This is a genomic window from Deinococcus misasensis DSM 22328, assembly GCF_000745915.1.
Classification (GTDB): domain Bacteria; phylum Deinococcota; class Deinococci; order Deinococcales; family Deinococcaceae; genus Deinococcus_C; species Deinococcus_C misasensis.
Map to the genome: position 1 here is coordinate 72832 of NZ_JQKG01000011.1, position 21974 is coordinate 94805.

At 55.8% G+C, this 21974-nt stretch carries 18 protein-coding genes; 13 read left to right on the forward strand and 5 right to left on the reverse strand.

The annotated features are described in order from the left end of the window. Positions 1-36 precede the first annotated feature (36 nt). Positions 37-501, reverse strand: a complete 465-nt coding sequence (locus tag Q371_RS08955; RefSeq protein WP_034339175.1) for a DUF5680 domain-containing protein — start codon at positions 499-501, stop codon at positions 37-39. Positions 502-738: 237 nt separating this feature from the next. Between Q371_RS08955 and Q371_RS08960 the strand changes: the two genes are divergently transcribed. Then, positions 739-1791, forward strand: coding sequence for a potassium channel family protein (locus tag Q371_RS08960; RefSeq protein WP_169743814.1), 1053 nt, complete (start codon positions 739-741; stop codon positions 1789-1791). A gap of 24 nt (positions 1792-1815) precedes the next feature. On the opposite strand, the gene Q371_RS08965 is transcribed toward Q371_RS08960, so the two are convergent. Further along, entirely contained in the window at positions 1816-2283 is a 468-nt protein-coding gene (locus Q371_RS08965; RefSeq protein ID WP_211253821.1) for a tellurite resistance TerB family protein, read from the reverse strand. 303 nt (positions 2284-2586) lie between these two features. Between Q371_RS08965 and glyA the strand changes: the two genes are divergently transcribed. Next, complete coding sequence (gene glyA / locus Q371_RS08970) at positions 2587-3801, forward strand: serine hydroxymethyltransferase (RefSeq protein ID WP_034339183.1); 1215 nt, start codon at positions 2587-2589, stop codon at positions 3799-3801. 289 nt (positions 3802-4090) lie between these two features. On the opposite strand, the gene Q371_RS08975 is transcribed toward glyA, so the two are convergent. Next, positions 4091-4843 carry a ZIP family metal transporter gene (locus Q371_RS08975; protein WP_034339312.1) on the reverse strand — a complete coding sequence of 251 codons (753 nt, stop codon included), beginning with the start codon at positions 4841-4843 and terminating at the stop codon, positions 4091-4093. A gap of 408 nt (positions 4844-5251) precedes the next feature. Between Q371_RS08975 and Q371_RS08980 the strand changes: the two genes are divergently transcribed. The 11 genes from Q371_RS08980 (at position 5252) to Q371_RS09030 (ending at position 19579) form a co-directional block, all read left to right on the forward strand. Further along, the gene (locus Q371_RS08980) at positions 5252-6511 is read left to right on the forward strand and encodes a hypothetical protein (protein ID WP_034339186.1); all 1260 of its coding nucleotides are present in this window, start codon (positions 5252-5254) and stop codon (positions 6509-6511) included. A gap of 110 nt (positions 6512-6621) precedes the next feature. Continuing rightward, on the forward strand, positions 6622-8529 hold the full coding sequence (locus tag Q371_RS08985) for a protein kinase domain-containing protein (protein ID WP_245618298.1): 1908 nt from the start codon (positions 6622-6624) through the stop codon (positions 8527-8529). A gap of 22 nt (positions 8530-8551) precedes the next feature. After that, positions 8552-10054, forward strand: a complete 1503-nt coding sequence (locus tag Q371_RS08990; RefSeq protein ID WP_034339191.1) for a YifB family Mg chelatase-like AAA ATPase — start codon at positions 8552-8554, stop codon at positions 10052-10054. A 154-nt stretch (positions 10055-10208) separates the two neighbouring features. After that, positions 10209-10910, forward strand: coding sequence for a class I SAM-dependent methyltransferase (locus Q371_RS08995; protein ID WP_034339193.1), 702 nt, complete (start codon positions 10209-10211; stop codon positions 10908-10910). A 66-nt stretch (positions 10911-10976) separates the two neighbouring features. After that, the gene (locus tag Q371_RS09000; RefSeq protein WP_034339197.1) at positions 10977-11207 is read left to right on the forward strand and encodes an MbtH family protein; all 231 of its coding nucleotides are present in this window, start codon (positions 10977-10979) and stop codon (positions 11205-11207) included. A 201-nt stretch (positions 11208-11408) separates the two neighbouring features. Further along, positions 11409-12839, forward strand: coding sequence for an FAD-binding oxidoreductase (locus Q371_RS09005; protein ID WP_034339200.1), 1431 nt, complete (start codon positions 11409-11411; stop codon positions 12837-12839). A 559-nt stretch (positions 12840-13398) separates the two neighbouring features. Next, entirely contained in the window at positions 13399-15780 is a 2382-nt protein-coding gene (locus Q371_RS09010; protein WP_034339202.1) for a glycogen debranching protein, read from the forward strand. 264 nt (positions 15781-16044) lie between these two features. Continuing rightward, positions 16045-16911 carry an Hsp33 family molecular chaperone HslO gene (gene hslO, locus Q371_RS09015; protein ID WP_245618299.1) on the forward strand — a complete coding sequence of 289 codons (867 nt, stop codon included), beginning with the start codon at positions 16045-16047 and terminating at the stop codon, positions 16909-16911. Continuing rightward, entirely contained in the window at positions 16912-17868 is a 957-nt protein-coding gene (locus Q371_RS09020) for an RluA family pseudouridine synthase (RefSeq protein WP_034339204.1), read from the forward strand. Between the two features lie 112 nt (positions 17869-17980). Continuing rightward, positions 17981-18505 carry a PH domain-containing protein gene (locus Q371_RS09025; protein ID WP_034339207.1) on the forward strand — a complete coding sequence of 175 codons (525 nt, stop codon included), beginning with the start codon at positions 17981-17983 and terminating at the stop codon, positions 18503-18505. A 444-nt stretch (positions 18506-18949) separates the two neighbouring features. Continuing rightward, a complete protein-coding gene (locus tag Q371_RS09030) occupies positions 18950-19579 on the forward strand; it encodes a superoxide dismutase (protein ID WP_034339209.1) in 630 nt (209 codons plus the stop codon). A gap of 73 nt (positions 19580-19652) precedes the next feature. On the opposite strand, the gene Q371_RS09035 is transcribed toward Q371_RS09030, so the two are convergent. Beyond that, positions 19653-21479: an MDR family MFS transporter gene (locus Q371_RS09035; protein WP_034339213.1), complete on the reverse strand. Its 1827-nt coding sequence runs from the start codon at positions 21477-21479 to the stop codon at positions 19653-19655. After that, complete coding sequence (locus tag Q371_RS09040; RefSeq protein ID WP_034339216.1) at positions 21476-21919, reverse strand: MarR family winged helix-turn-helix transcriptional regulator; 444 nt, start codon at positions 21917-21919, stop codon at positions 21476-21478. Before Q371_RS09040 ends, Q371_RS09035 begins: the two co-directional genes overlap by 4 nt. Between the last annotated feature and the right edge of the window lie 55 nt (positions 21920-21974).

Genomic DNA, 21974 nt, shown 5'->3' on the forward strand with positions numbered 1-21974 from the left:
GGTGCTGGAAAGTGAACGGATGGATTCTAGGTGCCCTCACTCCTGACGGATCAGGCCTCCGTGATAATGCAATTCATAAGCCTTGACCCCTTGCACCTCGATCCACTCGTAACCGGTGAAGCACTCATGCCCCCCAGAGTTGGTGTCGATGTAAAGCCCCCAGAGGTGGTGGCATTTGAATCCGCCCAGAAAACGGCCCTCTTGATACTGTTCAGAGAGGGCCACTTTCAGGATGGTGCTGACTTCGGCTGGGGTGATCAGGTCCGGTTTGATGATGCGTCCGTAGTAATTCATGGCCCACAATGGGTTTTTGCGGTGGTAGACCACTTCCTGTCCAATGAAATCGCGTCCTCCAAAGCAACTGTCGAGGTAAGAAAAATCGCCATTGTGGTGTTGCAGGTCCTGTGAACTCGGGCGGTAGGACAGGCTCTTTCTGCTGTTGCCAACATAAGTGTGTGCTTTGGCTTCGACAATAAACGTTTCCAGATTCATGTAAGTCATGGTAGGTGTTTATGAATCAGGCGTAATAGGCCATGTGGCTTAATGGCGGGCTGGGGCGGGTTTTGGCGGGTTGAATGGGAGGGCTCGCACGGAATTTGGAGAGACATTTTCACGCTTGCCCTTGCCAGACCATCAAACGGTTTGCGTGACATCCTTGCTCGATTGTTCATTTTTGGGGTTTGCGAGATCCCCACTGTTTCCCGGATCTGCTGCATGAGACACTGAAAAACAATGGACATGACTTTTACAATTCTGGGTCTGGTGCTGCTGGTGTTGCTGGCATGGGACGTTTTTGCCACGGTGTTCATTCCCAGAGGCCTCTCTGGCCCATTCACCCAGAATTCGCACCATTTGATCTGGAAGGTCTGGCGACACTGGAACCGTGCAGGCACCAAAGGGGCACGTCGACGCCTTTCACGGTTGGGACCCTTGCTGGTGGTCTTGACGGTGGTGGGCTGGGCTCTGTTGTTGTGGCTGGGCTTTGCGCTGGTTTTTTATCCCTGTGTGGACCGCTTTTATTATGTCGATGAGCCCCCGTCCAGATGGGTCACGGCTTTTTACGTGAGTGGATACAGTGTGACGACGCTGGGTGTGGGAGACATTGTTCCCAAAGACGGCATCATGCGCATGGTGACGGTGGTGGCTGCGGGAAGCGGGTTCATCCTGATCAGTGTGGCGGTGACCTATCTGCTGTCGTTTTATGCGGCTCTGGGTCGGGTGACGGCTCTGGCTTACGAGATCCACCGGTTTCTCGGGAAGTCCGACGGCATGAATGCGGCCCATGTGGTCCGAACAGCTGTACAGGCAGACTGTGTGGACGAACTGAAAAACTGGTTGGCGGGCATCGGCACCACCCTTTCAGAGGTCCTCATGGCCGAGCAGCAATACACCCTCTTGAATTACTTCCATGAACCAGATGACATGGCTTTGCCTGTGGCCCTGACCCATGTGCTGGAACTCACCACCCTTTGCAGGTCCATGCTGGCACCAGAGGAGCACAACAGTCTGGCAAATGGTCTGGTGACGGCGGGAACCGAGCGTTTGACCCGGGGTTATTTTGAGACCCTTGCTCAAAAGTTCATGCCTGTGGTTGTCACCCCCGAAAAGGTAGAACAGGCCAGAGAAGTGCATTTTGCACATGCATGGCAGGAGTTGGAGCGTGCAGGCATTCCCCTCAGAGAGAGGGAAGAAGCATGGTCCATCTACAAGACAATGCGGCAGGGATGGGATGTTCCCTGCCACAAGATCCGGGTGTTGTTTGGTTATCCGGGTTTGCCTGAAGTGCTGTGATGTTCTGGCTTGCCTGAAAGGGGTTCAGTTCATTTTGCTGAGGTCCACACTGTGCTGTGGGCTGTTGTAAGGGTGGCTCTGGTTGGTGAAAACCGTGCGGTCGTTCTTGATGGCCAGCACCTGAAAGTAAGGGCGGAAAATCTGCTCACTGACCCCAAAGCCAGCCAAAATGTAATCGAACATGCGTTGCTCTGAGGGGTGCACTTTGCCGTCTGCGAGCAAAGAATCTGCGAGGTTGGTGAGGATGCAGATTTTCTGTGCGTCGGTCAGGATGGGGGCAGCTTGCTGAATGAAGTCTTGCAAGCTGTGTTTCTGGGCATATTTGAAGGCCCGGTCCAGCAGTTGTTTGTTGTTGTAGCCCACGCTGATGGTGCCGTTGGAAGATTCTCCGCCCAGCACAGACAACAGGTGGCCCACTTCTTCGTTCTGGAATTCGCCGTCGGCAGCCATCATGTAAATCATGGCCACTGCAAAAGCCAGATGGGGGGTCATGGTTTCTCCTTTGTCGCCACGGAAAAGATCAAATAAGCCCATGTTAAACCTTTCTTTGGATATAACGTGTGTTGCAAATGGAAAAAACGGAACCAGAGCAGGGGGTTTGGCTGCTGGTTGTCACGCTATACACAAGACATTGTACGTGAGATCACCTTCTGGACATGTGATGCACTTTGGAGGGTGCTCTGGTTAAACTGGAAGGGTAACAACACAGGCAAAAAGCGAGATTTGGCCGATAACACCCATTTTGAGGTCTAGACGGTATACGATTATACGATTATTTCATGTTAGCATTGAAACATGACGCAGACCACCGTAAAAGACACCAAGATTTTTGAACTGATCGAGCAGGAACGTCAGAGACAGATCCACGGGCTGGAACTGATCGCCTCAGAAAACTTCACCTCTGCTGCAGTGCGCGAAGCTGCCGGAAGCGTGCTCACCAACAAATACGCCGAAGGCTACCCCGGCAAGCGCTGGTACGGTGGCTGTGAAGTCGTGGACCAGGTGGAACAACTGGCCATCGACCGCATCAAAGAACTGTTCGGTGCCGAATGGGCCAATGTGCAACCCCACTCTGGCTCCAGTGCCAACCTTGCCGTGTACAAAGCCCTCCTGCAAGAAGGGGACACCGTGCTGGGCATGGACCTCTCCCACGGCGGACACCTGACCCACGGCAACAAGGCCAACTTCTCCGGCCTGAGCTACACCATGGTCGCTTACAAAGTGGACCCCAACACCGAACTGATCGACATGGAAGAAGTGCGCCGTCTGGCTCTGGAGCACAAACCCAGAATGATCATCGCCGGGGCCAGCGCTTACTCCCGCATCATCGACTTCGAAGCTTTCGGCAAAATTGCAGAAGAAGTTGGGGCTTACCTGTTCTGTGACATCGCCCACATCGCTGGACTCGTGGCTGCGGGACTGCACCCCAACCCCACCCCTTACGCCCACGTGGTCACCTCTACCACACACAAAACCCTGCGGGGTCCCCGTGGTGGTGTGATCTTCAGCCGTGACGCAGAACTTGGTGCCAAAATCGACCGTGCTGTGTTCCCTGGTTATCAGGGTGGCCCTCTGGAGCACGTGATTGCTGCCAAGGCTGTGGCCTTCTACGAAGCCCTGCAACCCGAGTTCAAAGCTTACGGCGTGCAGGTCATCAAAAACGCACAGGCCCTTGCCGGTGAATTTGTGAAGCGTGGCTACCGTGTGGTCAGTGGTGGCACCGACAACCACCTCTTCATTCTGGACCTGCGTCCTCTGGGCATCAACGGCACCAAAGCCACCAAACTGCTGGACGCCAACCACATCACCATCTCCAAATCCACCCTCCCTTACGACACCGAGAAAATCATGCACGGGGGCGGCATCCGCATCGGAACCCCTGCCGTCACCACCCGTGGCATGAAAGAAAGCGACATGGCCACCATCGCTTCCCTGATTGACCGTGCCCTGAAAGGCGAAGACGTGCAGCAAGAAGTGCATGGGTTCGCCAGCCGTTTCCCCCTGCCTTAAGCTGCCGAGGGCCCAGAGCCGAGGGCCGAGGGCTGGATTTGGAATTGGAAATCTCGACTGAATGTTGGACTCCCTTGCAACTGTGCAAGGGAGTTTTTAAGTTTAGGAGGTCTGCGCTGGGCGCAGCACGCTGTCTTGTGCAGAACAGTTCACCGCAACTTGGTGAACTTGCCCGCTGCACCCCTAAAGATCTCCCTTGACAATGTTTTTTGTGTATGGCACGTTGCTCTCGGCTCTCGGCTCTCGGCTCTCGGCTCTCGGCTCTCGGCTCTGTCTTGGCTGCAGTGCTTCACCCCAGTTTGGAGAGCACAAAAGAGCACAGAAAGCCCAGCACCGTGAACAGGCCAGAGTAATCGTGGACCACCTCGAAAGCCTCCGGAATCATGGTTTCCACCAGCATCGCCAGAATGCCACCTGCAGCAATGGCTGTGGTGGCTGCGATCACTTCGTTGGAAAAATGCTGAAAGACACTGTAACCCAGCAAAGCTGCAATGCCAGAGATCAGGGCGATGGCTCCCCAGATGCCAAAAACGTAAGCTCTGGAACGTCCGGCTTGTTTCATTCCGGTGCTGCTGGAAAGGCTTTCCGGGATGTTGGACAGAAAGATGGCAATCACGGCCACCAGACTGACTTTTCCACCTTCCAAAAGGCTCAGGCCGATCACGATGGACTCGGGAATTCCATCAATCAGGGCCCCCACAGCGATGGCCATTCCACTGCCCGCATTTTCCTTTTCGGAGGGTTGTTTGTCGGTGCGTTTGCGGTGTTTGGCTCCGCTCTGGGCAAGCCTCTGGTTGGCAAAGGTGAAAATCACTGCGCCTGCCAGAAAACCTGCAGCGGTGGCCAGAAAACCTCCTTTTTCAAAAGATTCTTCCATCAATTCAAACGAGAGGGCTGAAATGAGCACGCCACTGCCAAAAGCCATGATGGCCGCCACCACACGTTGCGGAATGCGTGTGAAATAACCCAACACTGCACCGACAAGCAGTGCAGATCCTGACAGCAAACCCCACAATCCTGCTTGCAACCACATCGGAACCATGACCCCATTCTGAGAGCCCTGCATGAAGGCTGTCTGTAGCATTTCGGGAAAGCTGGAATGGGGTTGCGAAACCCATCTGCAAACAAATGTTTTTTCTGGACGCAGTTCAAAACAGTTGAAGGTTTGCTGGATTTCAGGGAATATGCAAGTTTTTCGGAGCCAGAGTTCAAAATTTTAAGAAAGTGGCCGGGGCAAGAAAAGAAAAAATGTGTTCCAGAAAACAGATCTTCATCCGAGGACTTGTCTATACAGATTCCCTTGATTGAATAATTTGAACCCGATATATTCATTTCAATCCTGTTACATCAATCAAGTTTACCCGAGAATCCTGCTCTGGGATTTGTTTTTTGACCCAGAATTTGTTGCTTCGGGTTTTGTGAAGCCACCCCTTGGTGGCTGGAGGTTTGCATGCACCTGAAACGTTCCCTGATGTCTGTTGTTCTTGGCACCACCACCCTGATTCTGGCGTCCTGCGGCAATTCAGCCCCACAGCAACAAGCGGTTTCCGAGCAGGACTGGGGCAACCACTTGCAATTCAACATCGATGACGCCTCAGGCATTTCACCTCTGGCAGCAGCCTGTCCGACCCAACTGGACACCGGCTACAACAGCTCTGTTTTGAATGTGGGCCTTTACTGGTACAGCCCCTCAGAAAGCACCGACAGGGGAGGGGTGGGCTGCAAAGCCAGAGCAGATGGGGCCGCCATTCCCGGTTACTTCGATCCCTCCAAACCCACCATCATTTACGTGCACGGCTGGAACAATGGTCTGACCGCCTCTGGACGCATTGGCACCACATTGCAGAGCAACGGACGGGAAGACCTGTTCTTCTCCGAAGGCAACCTCAATGTGGCCGATGCATGGATTCAGGCAGGTTGGAATGTCGGCATCTACCAGTGGACCCAACTCGCCGATGACGATGGCGTGCTGGGCAAACCCTACGCAGCACAGGCCAAAATCTGGACCACCACCTACCCCAACGTGAACATGCGTTTCCGCAAGGCCGATGGCACCTTCAACACCACCGGCAGCCTGACCCGCCCCGCAGGAGACCAGTTCGCTCTGGATTACAAGGCTGCCATGGCCCAATTCACAGGCTCTGAAGTTCGATTTGTCGGGCACTCTCTGGGAAGTCAGATGGTTCTGGCCGCAAGCTGGAACCTCTACAACGACACCAGTTTCCCCAACAGCAAAAAACCACGCCGGGTGGTGTTCGCAGATCCCTACTGGAGCCCACCCAGCGCTGACTCGGGCCAGAGTTACAGTTACCTCTCGCCAGATGCCCATCCTGCTGCTCGGGCCAGAAGGCTTGTGCCCATCCTCAAGCAAAGCGGCGTGGTCTTCGAGTGGATCAAGAGTTCTCGGGTCAACGATCTGGGCGGAGACAACAACGAACCCATGATCAAATCGGTCTCCCGCACCGAAGTGTTCCCCGATTACATCTTTGACTGGAACGTGGCTCAGGGGGTGGCACGCAAGCACTCGGTGGCCCCACGCTGGTACTTCTGGACCCGCAGTTTCCCGGTGAACAGCAGCATGGGGGTGACCGCAAGTCAGGACCTGACCCGAGCCACCACCGTCATGAATGCCAGCAGCAAATACGACCAGTCTGGAGGCAAGGGCACCGTCACCCCTTCCGATGACACGTTCACCAAGACCCTGTACTGACCTTTGAACGAAGCTGTCAGGGTTGGCCTTCAGTCTCCTGCAACATCTGCAACCTCAAAGTGAAACCCAGAGAACGCACACCTGTGCGTTCCTTTTTATATAGTGTTGTGGTGGAGTCCATTCACCTCCCTGACCGTTACCAACTACAGGCATGCATCGGAGAGGGTGGCAGTGCTCTGGTTTACCGTGCGCTGGACCACCACCTCGGGCGTGAGGTGGCCGTCAAGGTGCTGCACGATTACGTGATTCCCGCAGACCGGCACCGCTTTGAACGGGAAATCCGCACGCTGGCCAAGCTGATCCATCCCAATGTGGTGACCATTTACGACCTCGGGCACACCGAAGACCGCAGGTTGTTTTTCACCATGCAACTCCTGAATGGGGGGGCTTTCCACGAAGTGGGTCCTCTGGAAGGCACCCCCGAGTCCTTCGAACGGTTTTTTCGGGTGTCCAGAGCCGTGCTGTACGGTCTGGAATACATGCACGAACGGGGCATGATTCACCGGGACCTCACCCCACACAACATCCTGTTTGGGGCAGATGGTTTGCCTCGCATCATGGATTTTGGTCTGGTGTATGCCTCGCAGGATGTGACCCGCGACCTCACCCGCACCGGGTATACGCTCGGGACGCCCCATTACATGGCCCCTGAGCAGGCCAGAGGAGGGGTGGTCGGACCGCACAGCGACATTTACGCTTTTGGGGCGGTCATGTACCGTGCCCTGACCGGACAGGTGCCGTTCGAGGGAGACAACGATCAGGCCGTGCTCTACCAGCACGTTTACGAACCTCCTGTCCATCCCAGTGAAGTGAACCCTGCGGTTCCAGAGCCTCTGGCGGAAGCGGTCCTCAAGTTTCTGGAAAAAGACCACAAGAAACGGCCCATGAGCGGTTCTGCGGCCATCTCGGTCATTGAAGAGGCCAGAGACTGCCTGCTTCGGAACACCATCCCCGGACAGTACCGTGGCGGACTTGCCCGGGCAGGGTACCATCCCGGCGGTCCCACCTTCACCCGGCCCCTGAAATCGCTCTGGTCGGTTCGATTGGGAACGGATGTGTCATGGCCTTCAGCGGTCATCGGAGACCGGGATTTCATTGCGGTGGGCACCCGAAAAGGCACCGTCGCTGTGTACGAACACACGGGTCGCAAGCATGCCGAATACAGCGCCAGAGACGAAGTCACTGCACCCGTCACCCTTGAAGGGGACCGACTGGTGTACGGCTCATGGGATGGGGTGGTCCGTTCGGTGGATGTGCGAACCGGCATCGAGCACTGGCGGCATCAGGCCCGCAGTGAAATCACCACTGCGCCCACCCGTTTCGGAGACCTGTACTTTGTGGCTGCCAGAGACGGCCACCTGCATGCCCTGCACCACAAAACCGGAGAAATGAAATGGGCCTTCAAAACCCAGAGCCCTCTGGCCGGAAGCCCCACCATCTGGGCCAGCACGGTCATGCTCGCCGATGAAGAAGGCTGGGTGTATGGACTGGACGCCAGCACCGGAAAATCGCTCTGGAAGCTGCAACTCAGCAGTGTTCACGCCACTCCGGTGGCTGCGCCCATTTCTCGGGACCAACTGATGCTGCTCGTTCCCACCTGGGAAGGTGAACTGCACGCCCTCAAACTGACCTTGCAAAACGGCAGGTACATGCCCAACCCCGAGGATGTCCTCGAATGGACCTACGATCTGGAAGGCGAAGTCTGGTGCAGCCCGGCGGTCCATCAGGGAAGGGTGTACATGGGCTCATGGGCGGGTCAGTTGTATGCCCTGGATTTGCACACGGGCGATGACCTATGGACCTGCTCCGTCGGTTCCCGAATCACTGCCAGTCCGGTGGTGTCCTCTGGGGTGGTTTACGTTTGCAGTGAAGATGGAGACCTGCTTGCCTTAAACGAAAAAACCGGAGATTTGGTCTGGAAGATCAAAAGCCCGAGCGGCATTCAGGCCACCCCCCTGCTCACCGATTCCACCCTTTACGTGGCGTTCATGGACGGCACGCTCACCGCATTCCGCTGAACGTCGTGCTTACAATGTGGGCATGTTAGCCCAGGTGAGCAGTGTTTCTTTGATGGGTGTGGATGCCCTTCTGGTGACCGTGGAAACCGACGTGTCCTCGGGCCTCCCTGCCTTCAATCTGGTGGGGTTGCCGGATCAGGCGGTCTCCGAGTCCAGAGAGCGCATCCGCGCAGCCATCCGCAACAGTGGATTATCTTTCCCGATTTCTAGAATCACAGTTAATCTGGCCCCCGCAGACCTTCGCAAAGAAGGCCCCCTGTTTGACCTTCCGATGGCCCTCGGGCTTTTGATGGCGCAGGGATTGCTGCCCCAGAATGCCTTGCAGGACTATCTGGTGGCCGGAGAATTGGCCCTTGATGGCAGCCTCAGGTCGGTGCCCGGCATGATCAACATGGCCCTGTTGGCAAGGCAGATGGGCAAAAAAGTGATGCTTCCCTACCTGAATGCCCCAGAGGCTGCAATTCTGGACGATCTGGAGGTTTACGCCCCCCACACCTTGCTGGAAGCCGTCCAGCACCTGAACGGTCAGAAACCTCTGGAAGCCACCCCCAGACCTGAGCCGGAACCTCTGGAACAGGCGCTTTTGTGCATCAGTGACATCAAAGGCCAGACGCAGGCCAAACGGACCCTTGAAATTGCGATTGCCGGAGGGCACAACCTCCTGATGGTCGGCAGTCCCGGCAGTGGCAAAACCATGCTGTCCAGACGCTCAGCCAGTTTGCTTCCCCCCCTGACCGATGAAGAGGCATTGGAAGTCACCCGGATTCACAGTGCAGCAGGTCAACTCGGGGCCAGAGGCCTCATCACCCGACCCCCCTTCCGTGCCCCGCACCACACCGTCAGCGATGCAGGTTTGATTGGGGGGGGTAGCATCCCCAAGCCCGGTGAAGTCAGCCTTGCCCATTACGGCCTGCTCTTTCTGGACGAGTTCCCCGAGTTCAACCGCAAGAGCCTCGAAACCCTCCGGCAACCTCTGGAAGACGGCATCGTGCAAATTTCCCGTGCCAGAGCCAGCGTCACCTATCCAGCCCGTTTTCAACTGATTGCTGCCATGAACCCCTGCCCCTGCGGATGGGCTGGAGACTCCGAAAAACCCTGCACCTGCACGCCAGCAGAGCGCTCCCGCTACATGTCCCGCATCTCTGGCCCCTTGCTGGACCGCATCGATCTGGTCGTGACGGTGCCCAGACTGACCATCGAAGAACTCAACCGTGCTCCAGAAGGTGAAAAAACTTTGGTGGTCCGTGAACGCATCGCCAGAGCCCGGTCCCTCATGCAGCAACGTCAGGGCATGCGAAATGCCACTCTGGTGGGTCAGAAACTCCGCGAAGTCACCCGAATGTCCGAAGCGGCCTCCAGTTTCCTGATGGCTGTCAGCCAGCAACTCTCTCTGACCGGACGCGGTTATGATCGCCTCCTGAGGGTGGCCCGCACCATCGCAGACCTTGCAAGCAGCGAAGACATCCAGCAGGTGCATGTGGCAGAAGCTGTGGCGTATCGGCCAAGGGCTCTGGAAGTGGTGTAAGAAGGCTGCGCCTGCCGAGGGCTGAGGGCAAAAAAGCTTTTGCTAAAGCGAGCAGGGCGCAGCACGCTGCGCCCCTACAGTTCCCCTTGATGGTTTTCTGGACGCACAGCAACATGCTCTCGGCTCTCGGCTCTCGGCCTTATACTGTTCCCTGATGTACTCCAAAACCGCCCAGTTCTACGACGCCATCCACAGTTTCAAGGACTACCACACCGAGGCTTTTCTGGTTCAGAAGCTCATTCGGCAGCATGGCAATGGTGGAAAACGCCTGCTGGAAGGGGCTTGTGGAACCGGAGGACACCTCAAATTCTTCACGGATTTTCAGGCTGAGGCTTTTGATCTGGACCCCAACATGGTGGACATCGCCCGCCAGAATGCCCCCAGAGCGAAAGTGTTTGTCGGTGACCTTGCCGATTTTGAGCTGGGTCAGAAATACGATGTGATCCTGTGTCTGTTCAGCAGCATCGGGTATGTGCAAACGCTGGAACGGTTGCAGGCCACCCTGAACAATTTCAAAAAGCATCTGGCTCCCAATGGGGTGGTTCTGGTGGAACCGTGGCTCACCCCTCAGGAATTCGTGGTGGACCCTCCAGCAGTGCATGTGCGTGAAGTGATGCTGCGCGACATCAAGGTGTGCCGCATGCACATCCCCGAACGCAGGGGCAACCAGAGCATCATCAAATTCCATTACATGATCGGGACGCCGCAAGGTATTGATGTGCATCAGGAGGAGCATGTGCTTGGGTTGTTTTCACCTGCTGAGATGCAGCAGGCTTTTCAGAAAGCCGGTCTGAAAGCAAAGTTTGAAGCGCATGCCTTCATGGCCAGAGGGGTCTGGATCGCGCACCACGCCTGATGGGGATTTCCCTGAGGAAGTCTTCTTTTGCTCTTTTTATGATGGGGCCATCAAGGAGAACCCTGTATGTATGAAAAAGAAGACCAGACCCTTTACATGGTGGTGGTGAACCACGAGGAGCAGTACAGCATCTGGCCAGCAGAACGTGAAATCCCTCTGGGCTGGACGGACACCGGCTTTCATGGACCAAAGCCAGAGTGTCTGCGGCACATTGCAGAGGTCTGGACCGACATGCGTCCCAAGAGCCTGAGGGACAAGATGAAGGAAATGGAACAACAGGGCTCAGGACAACCCTGAAATGCCCATCCTGCCCATCTTGAAACAGCCAGAGCAACCCTGGCTGTTTTTGAATACCTGAAACCCCTTAAATTTTTGTTCTTAAATCATGGATGTGGCGTGCGAACACAGGGTATACACTTGCAGCACATCTCTTTTTGAATTCGCATTTTCACGTGCAAGCACCGTCCTCGGATGAAGATGGGTGCGGAAAGGCCATTCATGACCCAGCCCTTGACCCAGAAAGCGCAGTTGACCGGACGCATCTTGACCCCCAGAGACCCCGGATGGAATGAGGCCCGAGAAGGTTTTGCTGCATGGGCACCGTATGACCGTCAAGAGCCGATCACGGTGGTGTTCTGTCAGGATTCCGAAGATGTGCAAAACGCCATCCGTTATGTGCGTGAGAACCATCTTCCTTTCCGTGTGCGTGCCGGACGCCACAATTACGAGGCGTACTCCTCTCTGGTGAAAGGAGGGGTGATCATTGATGTCTCGGACATCAACTTTGTGCGGGTGTCCAGCGATGCAGGGGTGGCCCGCATTGGTGCAGGCATCGCCATGGTGGACATGTTTGAAGACCTCGGAGAGGTGGGGGTCACCTTGCCGGGGGCAACCGGGGCATCGGTGGGACTGGCAGGTTTGACCCTCGGGGGTGGATTTGGGGTCACGTCCCGCAAGTGGGGCTTGATGTGTGACAACCTGCTTGAGGTCAAAATTGTGGATGCCCAGGGCAACCTTTTGACCGCCAGCGAAACCGAAAACCCCGATCTGTTCTGGGCGTGCCGGGGTGGAGGAGGGGGCAATTTCGGGATCGCCACGGAATTCACCTTCAAAGTGCATCCGGTGGGCAATGTGGTGCTGTTCGAGGTGAATTACCTCTGGGAGACCTTTGAAGCTGTTGTAGACGCTTTCCAGCACTGGGCTCCCACCACCGATGACAGCATCTCCAGCATCCTGATGCTTGCTGTGCCACACACGGTTTCCCAGCAGGCTCCCAAAATCGTCAAACTGTACGGCCAGTACACCCCGGACAGCGATGCTCAACTTCCGCTCATTCAGGAATTGCTGGCCCCAATGTTGCAGGTGCCACCCATTTCCATCAACATCCAGACTTTGCCTTCCCTGATGGCCACCCGAGTCATGCTGGGGGTCAATCCAGTGAATCCCATGTGGAACATCAACCCACACACCGACCAGCAGATTTTCAAGAGCACCTCTGGGGTGGTGAACCAGATTCTGCCGATGGAAGCCATTTCACTCATGAAAAAGCATCTGGACGAGGTACCCTTGCTGTCCAGTCTGCCCAGCCAACCTTCGATGGTGCAGTTGTTGGGTGGAGGGGGTGCAGTCGGTCGGGTGGCGAAAGATGCCACCGCCATGTATTACCGGGATGCCAAATTTGTGATCCAGTTTGATGCGTACTGGACGGCCCCTCAGGACGGTGCAAAAACCATTGCTTGGGCCGAGGAATTCCGTGTGGCCATGCTTCCTTACACAGTCGGTGCCTACGTGAATTACGTGGACCACTACATCAAGGATTACCTGAAGGCTTACTACGCCGAGAACCTGCCCCGTCTGGTGGCGGTCAAGAAGCAATACGACCCAGAGAATTTTTTCAAATTTCCCCAGAGCATTCCCACCCACCTTTGATCCGGGTTGGATGCTGGCCTCCACCTGTCATGGGTGGAGGTTTCTTGCGATACATCGTTCTTTTTAATGGGCACCCAAACAGTGTTTATACAAGTTGCAGGGCGACAACAGCCACCTGTCTCTCTCTTTGATTCAAAACGAACTTGGACAATGAAATGGCTCTCGAGGGCAAAAAATGAAAAAAGTATGGTTTTCTGAGAAATTCTGGATCGAGAAATGCTCTTTTCAAACGCTATTTTGCGAAAGCAGAGATCAAAAAACCGATTGAATCTCATAAAATCTTGTCAATGGGAATTTTGGATCATGGTTTGTAAGATTCCTGTGATTTATGTCTAGACAAATTTTGGAATTGATTCCAATTTTGCCATTGTTCGTGTTGGCATTGCCTCTGGAAAGTGTTAGCATTTGGTTACTCAAACAACCAGACCCACCACCAGAGTGGTGCAGTCGATTCATGCCCTGTGTTCAAAGGACGCTGCTTTGCAGCCTGCTTTTTCCTTTGATGGTCTTTTCTGTCCCGTGTTGCGGGGCAAGAGGCTTTTGTGCCTCAGGAGTCACCATGCGCAAAACCATTCTCGGATTCACCCTGATGCTTGCCCTCGCTGCCTGCGGAACGCAGGTTCCTGTTCAGCAAGACCTTCAAGACCCCGCAGAAAATACAGAAGTGGGACAGCAAGCCCTCAGTGCAACCGCTCTGGGCGCACGTTACACCGATTCCACAGGCACCGTGACGGGCACCACCCACGTCACCTTCAGGGTGTACTCCTCTCAGGCCACCCGCATTGAAGTTTACCTGTACGCACAGGCTGCCGGAACTGCAGAAAAACTCAAATACACGCTCACCAAAGATGCAGCCACCAACATCTGGCGGGTGACTGTGCCGGTCTCCAGTCTGACCGGTGCAGGCATTTCCACGGTGTACTACGGCTACCGTGCATGGGGGCCCAACTGGACCTACAATGCAAGCTGGACCAAAGGCAGCAGCCTTGGATTCATCAGCGATGTGGACGCAAACGGCAATCGCTTCAATCCCAACAAACTTTTGCTGGATCCTTACGCTCTGGAAGTGTCCCACGATCCCACCAGCCCCACCTCTGGGAACTACACTGGCTTTGCCTACGCTTCAGGGCCCACCTATCGCAACACCGACTCTGGCAACGTGGCTCCCAAAGGCATCGTGCTCAGAACAGACACCACCACCTACGGCACCAAACCCACCCGAGCCCAGAAAGACGATGTGGTTTACGAAGTGCACCTGCGCGGCCTGACCCGAGGAGACAGCAGCATCACCAGTTGCGCGGGAACCTACTCAGGTGCAGCCCAGAAAGCTGCTTACCTCCAGAGCCTCGGGGTGACTGCCGTGGAATTTCTCCCGGTGCAGGAAACCGACAACGACAGCAACGATGTCACCGACGCAGCCTCTGGAAAATCCGCCACCAGCACCAACGGGGACAACTACTGGGGCTACATGACCGTCAATTACTTTGCACCAGACCGCCGTTACAGTTGCGACAAGACGGCTGGAGGCCCCACCAGAGAATTCAAAGCCATGGTCAAAGCCTTCCACGACCGGGGCATCAAAGTGTACATCGATGTGGTGTACAACCACACTGCAGAAGGCGGAACCTGGGGCACCAGCAACACCGCCACCATCTACAGCTTCCGTGGACTCGACAACCCCACTTACTACTCCCTGACTGCCGACAAACAGAACTTTTGGGACAACACCGGCATCGGGCACAACTACAACACCAGAAACCCCATCGCCCAGAACCTGATTGTGGACTCCCTGAAATACTGGCGCGATGAACTCGGAGTGGATGGTTTCCGTTTTGACCTCGCCTCGGTGCTGGGCAACACCTGCGAGCACGGTTGCTACAACTTCGACAAGATGGACAGCAACAATGCCCTGAACCGCATTGTTCGGGACGTGCCTCCCAGACCCGCTGCTGGAGGCAGTGGCGTGGACCTGATTGCAGAACCCTGGGCCATCGGCGGAAACTCCTATCAGGTGGGCAATTTCCCCTCTGGATGGAGCGAGTGGAACGGCATTTACCGCGACACACTTAGAAAAGACCAGAACCAGATGGGCATCGAAGCCATCACCCCCGGACAACTGGCCAGCCGATTTGCAGGCTCCAGTGACCTCTATCAGGACGATGGACGCAAACCCTGGAACAGCGTGAACTTCATGGTGGCCCACGACGGATTCACCCTCAAAGACCTGTACTCCTGCAACGGCAAAAACAACACGCAGGCATGGCCTTACGGTGTCAGTGACGGGGGAGAGGACAACAACCACAGCTGGGATCAGGGGGCGATCGCTGCAGACCAGAGAAAAGCCGCCCGCAATGGCATGGCCTTCATGATGCTGAGTGCCGGGGTCCCCATGTTCAACGGTGGCGATGAATTCCTGCGCACCCAACAGTGCAACAACAACGCCTACAACCTCGATTCCTCTGGAAACTGGTTGAATTACTCCCTCACCACCGACCAGCAGAACTTCAGAACCTTTACCCAGAACCTGATTGCCTTCAGAAAAGCCCAGCCTGCCCTGCGCCCCAGCAACTTCTACTCCAGCGTGGACAACAACGGCAACGTGATGGAACAACTGCGCTGGTTCAAACCTGACGGTTCTGTGGCAGACAGTGCATACTTCGGCAATTCCAGCAACCATGCCATCGCTTACCGCATCGACGCCACTGAATTTGGAGCCACCACCAACAACGCCATCTATGTGGCCTACAACGGCTGGTCTGGCAACGTGAATTTCGTCCTCCCATGGCCCGGAACTGGCAAAAACTGGTACCGCGTCACCGACACCTGCAACTGGGCCGAGGGTGCCTCACAGGTGGACCTGAACGCCACCGTGAACCTCGGGGGAGAATGGACCAATTATGGTCTGTGTGGACGGGGTGTGCTGGTGCTGGTGGCCAAGTAAAGATCGCTCTGGACAGAGAATCGTCTTCCGAAAGGGAGGCGATTTTTCAGTTTCAGAAGGCAGAAGGCAGAAGGCAGAAGGCAGAAGGCAGAAGGCAGAAGGCAGAAGGCAGGAAACCCGTTACCACCACCGTAGGGGCGAGGCGTGCCTCGCCCTCCAAGCAAAAGCCAGAGGTTTGAAGTTGCCTTGGCCTTTAGCCTTCTGCATTCCACCAAAGTAACTTTATCTACCCCGCGCTTTCCGTTTTTCCCGTAAAATTCTGGAGTGAGTTCGTATCTGATCAAGGGCACGGCCGCCGAAGGCACTTTGCGCGTGCTGGCCGCCCACACCACCGAAATTGTTCAAGAGTCCAGAGACCGGCACAACCTGTCTTCCACCGCCACTGCTGCCCTCGGGAGGCTCATCACCGGAGCTGCCCTGTTTGCGCAGGTCATCAGCAAGCACGAAAAAAGCCGGGTCACCCTGCGCATTCAGGGAGGGGGTCCCATCGGTTATCTGCTCGCCGAAGGCAGCACCGATGGCAGCGTTCGTGGCTATGTGGCCAATCCCCACGCAGACCTTCCCCCCAGAGAAACCGACGGAAAACTGGATGTGGGCGGTCTGGTCGGCAACGACGGCGATGTGGCCGTGATGCGTTTGCTGGAGAACACCGACCCTTACACCTCCACCACCACGCTGGTCAGTGGTGAGATTGCCGATGACCTCACCTACTACCTTGTGAAAAGCGAACAGGTGCCCAGTGCCCTGTTGCTCGGGGTTTATCTGGAAGGGGGCAAAGTGCACACCGCCGGAGGCCTGTTGATTCAGGTGATGCCCGGAGCCAGTGAGGCCACCCTGCAACAACTGGAGCAAAACATTCAGGGTCTGGGGTCCGTCACAGAGGCTTTGCGTGGCCGCAGTCTGCTGGAAGTCATTGAACGGGCCACTGAAGGTCTGGGCTTTGTGCAGGTCGAGGATCCCCTTCCTGTGCGCTTGCAGTGCCGCTGCTCCAGAGAGAAAGCCCTCGACAGCTTGCAGTACTTTTCTCAGGAAGAGCGTCAGGAAATGATCGATGCAGGCGGTCAGGAAGTGGTGTGCGACTGGTGCAGCACCCGTTACCACATCACCCCTCAGGAAATCCGGGAAGCCTGAGTGGACACCCACCTTTTCACGGCTGAAAAAGGCCGTCTGGATCAACAGGTCAGTTTGCACACCGAATACTCCCGGTCTCAGGTCCAGCAGTGGATTGAGGCTGGACTGGTGTGTGTCTCTGGCGAACCCATCACCCGGCCCAGCTTCAAGCTGAAAGGGGGAGAGGAGGTCACCTTTCAGATCCCTCCAGAGAAGCCCAGCGAAGTCGTCCCTGAAGATGTCCCTCTGGACGTGATTTACGAGGATGAACACCTGATCGCGGTCAACAAGCCCTGGGGCATGATGACCCACCCTGCACAGGGCATCGTGACTGGAACGCTGGTGAATGCCCTGATGGGCCGGATCCAGCTTCCTGATGCAGACAAAGACTTTGGCGATGAAGGTTACCGACCCGGCATTGTGCACCGTCTGGACAAGGACACCTCTGGCGTCATTGTGGTGGCCAAAACCGTGCTGGCCCATGCCAAACTCGCAGAGGCCTTCAAGGAACGGGAGACCAAAAAGACCTACCTGTGCATTTCGGTGGGGCGGGTCAACAATGGGAAAACCATCACGCTGGATGCACCTGTGGGTCGTCACCCCGTGCAGCGCCAGATGATGACCGTCGGCGGAGCAGCCTCCAGAGAGTCCCAAACCCACTTCCAGACCCTTGCTGAAGTGCGTGATGACTCTGGTCGGTGGTACAGTCTGGTGCTGGCAAAACCCCGCACTGGACGCACCCACCAGATTCGGGTTCATTTGCAGCACCTCAAGGCCCCGATTCTGGGAGATGAGGTATACGGCAAAGCTGCACCTCAAATTTCCCGTCAAGCCTTGCATGCCCTCAGTCTGGACATTCCGCACCCTGAAAACGGAAAAGTTTTGCATCTTCACGCACAGGTTCCAGAGGACATGCGCGTGGCATGGTTGGCTCTGGGAGGCGCAGAAACCGATCTGCCACAGCGTTCTTCGCACTGAAGCTTAAACCCGGTCCAGATTTAACGGAAAAAGCACGCAATTGTAAGGAAACGTCATAGAATGAGAAAGACCTGAAATTCAAGGACTTTCTCTTCGATGAGGTGGATTTTCAATGCAAACAGTCTTTACGCCCCACCCCCCCGAGAAATCCCGTCTGACCCTCTGGTGGATTTTCAGTGCAGTGATGTTGCTGCTCACCGGTTACGTCTTCTGGGTCACCCGAAACGCTGAAGTTCAAAATTTCCTGCCCAGTTTCGTGTTGCTGGTGATCTCCTTGCTGATTTTGGGCATCTGTTTGCTGGCCGTGCTGGGCCCTTTGCGGATGAAATACATCATCACCGACCAGACGGTGATCCTGCGGGGTTTCTCTGGTCAAAAGGTCTTGCCCATCCGTGACCTGAAAGCCTATGTGCTTTCTCCATCCATCAACATGCGTCTGGTTGGAACCGGGGTGCCCGGTTACTTCACAGGCCTTTACACCAGTGAACAGGGCAACATTCAGGTGATTGCCACCACCACCACCAAAGGCATCCTGCTCGAACACCAGAAAGGCAAAATCTTCATCACCCCCGAGGACGAAGAACTGTTCTTGCAGATCCTGATCCAGAGGCAACGCAGTTTGCTGACTGCAGCCTAAGGGTCTTCGACCCGCCAAGGGCCGAGGGCAAAAACAATGCTCTGGCTAAAGCTGCAGGGTGAGGCATGCTGTCTTGTGCAAAACGAGGAATCGCGTTCTGTCTTGCCCTAACTACGCGCTTCTTGCCTCTGACAACGTGCACCAGCCGGGTTCGCACTGAGGCGCTTCGCGCTGGGCGCTGATCCCTCTGCCCACTCACCCTTACAGGTTCCCTTGACCTTGTCTGCCACATATCGCATGATGCTCTCGGCTCTCGGCTCTCGGCTCTCGGCTCTCGGCTCTCGGCTCTCGTGTTTGGTTGTGGAGATGTGCTTGTGTGGCCTTCTGCCTTTTGCTGTACCAAATCAAGGGACAAGTGTAATCCAGCCCCCTTCCCACCCTTCATGAATCGGTATGATGAGAGTCGTGCCAATTCGGGCAACACATTTTTCTGGAGGTTCACCCATGCCTAAGTACGAATTACCCCAACTGCCTTACGCTTACGATGCTTTGGAGCCCCACATTGATGCTCGCACCATGGAGATCCACCACAGCAAGCACCACCAGGCCTACATCAACAATGCCAATGCTGCTCTGGAAGGTCACGAAGACCTGCAAGCCCTTTCTGCTGAAGAACTGATCAAGGACCTCTCCAAGGTCCCTGATGCCAAGCGTGGCCCCCTCCGCAACAACGCTGGTGGGCACGTCAACCACAGCTTCTTCTGGCAAATTCTGGGCACCGGCACCGAGCTCAAGGGCGAACTGAAAGAAGCCATCGAAGCCGCTTTCGGTTCCGTGGACGCTTTCAAAGAGAAATTTGCTGCTGCAGGCGCAACCCGTTTCGGCAGCGGCTGGGCCTGGCTCGTGGTCAAGCCTGACGGCAGCCTCGCTGTGGGCTCCACCGCCAACCAGGACAGCCCCCTGATGGGTGATGCCGTGGCCGGATTCAGTGGCACCCCCATTCTGGGCCTTGACGTCTGGGAGCACGCTTACTACCTGAACTACCAGAACCGCCGTCCTGACTACATCTCTGCTTTCTGGAATGTGGTCAACTGGGACAAAGTGGCTGAGCTGTACGCTGCTGCCAAGCAGTAATCATCAATCACAGTTCAAAACCTCCGCTGTAGTGGCGGAGGTTTTTGTTGGCTGTGAACTGACAACTGTAAACTTATTCCATCACAGGAGGCCCCTGTCTGGGTCCACCTTGTTTGATGAAAGGCACCTCTGGAATCAGGGCGGTCACGATCATCCCGAGCACCACCACAATCAGACCCACTTCGAAGATGCCACGGATGGCTTCGGTCCAGGCGGTTTTGAAGGCCACGGAAACATCATGGACAGCACTGGCGGCTTTTTGATCTGCTTTGTCCAGTTGTTTGACGGTGTTGTCGTAGGCCATTTTGAGGTAAGGTTTGGCCTGTGCAGACACCTCACCGCTGGCCAGAGTGGTGCGGTAAGCCTCGGGGGTGTTGGGGTCCTGGGCCAGTTTTTTCATGGCTGCAGGTTCATTGTCAATCAGGGCAGCTTTGGCCAGTTTCTTCTGGTCCTCAAACCTCTGGTGCACTTCAGAAGTGATTTTCTTCTCATCGAAGCCAGAGGTCTGGCTGCTGCCTTCACCACCACGGGTTTGCTGGCTGGCAAACATCGCTTTCATTTCCTGAGGCACCACAGGGGTGACGCGGGTTTCAAACTGGTGGGTGAGGGAGCTGGCAAACACCGTCCCGAGCACAGCCACCCCAATGGTGCTGCCCATCTGACGCAAGAAGGTTGCGCTGGAAGAAGCCATGCCGATTTTGTCTCTGGGGGCGGTGTTGATCATCAGTTGGGTGTAAAGGGGGATGGAAGGTCCCAGACCAATCCCCAAGAGGACCAGTTTAGCCACAATGCTGGCTTGAGATTCATCGGGGTGCAGTGTGAACACCAGAATCAGGAAGCCGGCCAGCAAAAGCACCAGACTGCCCAGCAGCACAGGTTTGTATTTGCCGATGCGGGCCACGAGTTGTCCACTCAGCACGTTTCCAAGCACCACACCGAGGGTCAGGGGGGTCAAAGATGCTCCAGCTCGGGTGGCACTGACCCCCAGCACATTCACCATGAAGAGGGGCAAGAACACGATGGTGCCAAGGAAGGCTGCACCCATCAGGAAAGCGGCAATGGCAGTGATGCTGTAGGTGCGGTTGCTGAACAGCTTCATGTCCACGATGGGCTCACCCGTGCGGATCTCCTGAACCACAAACAGGATGAAGGCCACCAGAGAAGTTGCGAACATCCCGATGATCTGTGCGCTTCCCCATGCGTAGGTGTCTGGTGCAAGGGTGAGGGCCAGCAGCAAGGGAATCACGGCAATCAGCAGCAGTGCGCCACCCACGTAATCGATCTTGCCTCTGCGTCCAGATTGCAGGGGAGGCATTTTGCTGAAAATGAACCACAGGGCCACGGCTGCAACTGGAACGTTGATGTAAAACACCCACCTCCAGCTGACGTAGTCGGTCAGCAGACCGCCAGCGAAAGGTCCAATCACGCTGGAAAGCCCGAACACTGCGCCGAACAGACCCTGGTATTTGGGGCGTTCCTGAGGGGTGAAAATGTCACCGACCACCGCAAAAGCCGTGGAGAAGATGGCGGCGCTCCCCAGACCTTGCAGGGCACGGTACAGCACCAGTTGGGTGGGATCTTGTGCAAGACCACAAAGCATGCTGGCGAGGGTGAACAGGATCACCCCTGCAACCACAATGCGGCGTCTGCCATAAAGGTCAGAGAGTTTCCCCCAGATGGGCAGCGTGGCGGTACTGGTCACCAGGTAGGCGGTGGTGAGCCAGGTGATCCAACTGGTTTCAAATTTCAGATCCTTGATGATCTCTGGTGTGGCTGTGGAAACCACGGTCTGGTCCAGAGCAGCCAGAAAGAGCGCCAACAGCACGCCCAGCAAAGTGGCCATCTTTTGTTGCTGGGTGAACTGTGGCATCTGGGGCTGAGGTGGTGCGGCCTGTGTCATGCTTCCTCCTTGAGTGCTTCCCCGAGTTTGATGAGTCCTTGAGTGAGGTGTTTCAATTCCGCGGCAGTGAGTCCACTGTTGAGAAACCGGGCTTCCAGATAGCGGTGGGCATGGTCCACCACGCTTTTTCCCTGATCGGTCAGGTTCAGGCGAATGCGCCTTGAGTCTTCAGGATCGAGTTCACGGCCCACCAGCCCTTGCTTGACGGTTCTGACAATCATCTGGGACACCATGGGCGGGGCCATCCCATAACTCTGGCTGACCTCGCTGGGGTACTGGCATCCCTGTTGCAGGGCTTGCAGCAAGGGCATGTCTGAGGCGTCGATGTTCAACTCTTGCTCGATGTCCCTGAGCATGCCCCGTTTCATGGAGTGAAAGAAATGCCTCCAGGCATGCATGAACTGGATGCAGTCTTCACGGGAAGGGGGATCTTCTTGCATGAATAAATAATTCTATTTTTTAACTATTTCAAATGTGAACAAAAGCACAGAAGTG

Excerpts from the sequence above, each read along its gene's own strand:
- Q371_RS08955 (WP_034339175.1), bottom strand. The coding sequence starts at position 501 with ATGACTTACATGAATCTGGAAACGTTTATTGTCGAAGCCAAAGCACAC.
- Q371_RS08960 (WP_169743814.1), top strand. The coding sequence starts at position 739 with ATGACTTTTACAATTCTGGGTCTGGTGCTGCTGGTGTTGCTGGCATGG.
- Q371_RS08965 (WP_211253821.1), bottom strand. The coding sequence starts at position 2,283 with ATGACCCCCCATCTGGCTTTTGCAGTGGCCATGATTTACATGATGGCT.
- glyA (WP_034339183.1), top strand. The coding sequence starts at position 2,587 with ATGACGCAGACCACCGTAAAAGACACCAAGATTTTTGAACTGATCGAG.
- Q371_RS08975 (WP_034339312.1), bottom strand. The coding sequence starts at position 4,843 with ATGGTTCCGATGTGGTTGCAAGCAGGATTGTGGGGTTTGCTGTCAGGA.
- Q371_RS08980 (WP_034339186.1), top strand. The coding sequence starts at position 5,252 with ATGCACCTGAAACGTTCCCTGATGTCTGTTGTTCTTGGCACCACCACC.
- Q371_RS08990 (WP_034339191.1), top strand. The coding sequence starts at position 8,552 with ATGTTAGCCCAGGTGAGCAGTGTTTCTTTGATGGGTGTGGATGCCCTT.
- Q371_RS08995 (WP_034339193.1), top strand. The coding sequence starts at position 10,209 with ATGTACTCCAAAACCGCCCAGTTCTACGACGCCATCCACAGTTTCAAG.
- Q371_RS09000 (WP_034339197.1), top strand. The coding sequence starts at position 10,977 with ATGTATGAAAAAGAAGACCAGACCCTTTACATGGTGGTGGTGAACCAC.
- Q371_RS09005 (WP_034339200.1), top strand. The coding sequence starts at position 11,409 with ATGACCCAGCCCTTGACCCAGAAAGCGCAGTTGACCGGACGCATCTTG.
- Q371_RS09010 (WP_034339202.1), top strand. The coding sequence starts at position 13,399 with ATGCGCAAAACCATTCTCGGATTCACCCTGATGCTTGCCCTCGCTGCC.
- Q371_RS09025 (WP_034339207.1), top strand. The coding sequence starts at position 17,981 with ATGCAAACAGTCTTTACGCCCCACCCCCCCGAGAAATCCCGTCTGACC.
- Q371_RS09030 (WP_034339209.1), top strand. The coding sequence starts at position 18,950 with ATGCCTAAGTACGAATTACCCCAACTGCCTTACGCTTACGATGCTTTG.
- Q371_RS09035 (WP_034339213.1), bottom strand. The coding sequence starts at position 21,479 with ATGACACAGGCCGCACCACCTCAGCCCCAGATGCCACAGTTCACCCAG.
- Q371_RS09040 (WP_034339216.1), bottom strand. The coding sequence starts at position 21,919 with ATGCAAGAAGATCCCCCTTCCCGTGAAGACTGCATCCAGTTCATGCAT.